The organism is Vibrio sp. YT-19(2023), from assembly GCF_033337395.1.
In genome coordinates, this window is the sequence record NZ_JAWOQN010000499.1 from 1 (window position 1) to 699 (window position 699).

Sequence of the window (699 nt, forward strand, 5' to 3'; positions counted from 1 at the left end):
CTCAAGTGCAAGATCAATACGATCTGATTTATGAGTGGAATTCTACTTCGCAAAGTTAATCCGCGTTTGAGCATAGAATAAAGAAAGAGTCGCAATTGCGACTCTTTTTGTTTTTGAATCAGAGAAGTTATTTATTGAACTTCGTTTTTTCTTCTTTTTCTACTTGTGACAAGCGTTTGAGTTTAAGGCCTAGCTCTTTTCCTCGAGCACGAGCAAATAAAATATTGCCAGCAAAACCAAGAGAGGTAAGCACCAGCTCAACCGCTGCCAACCACCGTTCACCACCGTCCACGTACAAGATAGTGAGGGCGTGCAAGAAATACAGCATCAAGACAAAGTTCGCCCATGCATGCGTGTAAGGTTTGCCCGCTAAGATGCCAGGTAACGGTAGCAATAACGGAATACACCATGCAATCGCGAGTGTTGTGCTACTCAGATGAGGGTGAGGAGATAAAGCGAGTTGCCAAATCGCGACCCATGCTAATAAAGATAAGTTGCCGAACAAAGCGAGGTAGCGATACGTTTTTGCTTGAGCACCAAGAGGTGGTTGTTCTTCGAAAGAGTCAGACATCGATTCTCTATCCTTGAATTGATACCAATTCTACTGATTATTAATACTGGTATTAGTGACAAGCTTTGAGCTTTAACGCTGCTGTTGCTAGTCGTTTACCTAATTGTTGTGCCAGGCGAGTCTCCTCC

General features: G+C 43.3%; 1 protein-coding gene. It reads right to left on the minus strand.

What is annotated here, in order from left to right; translation table 11 throughout:
- Positions 1-127 precede the first annotated feature (127 nt).
- Entirely contained in the window at positions 128-571 is a 444-nt protein-coding gene (locus tag R7E78_RS26750; RefSeq protein WP_318058689.1) for a DUF2069 domain-containing protein, read from the minus strand.
- Between the last annotated feature and the right edge of the window lie 128 nt (positions 572-699).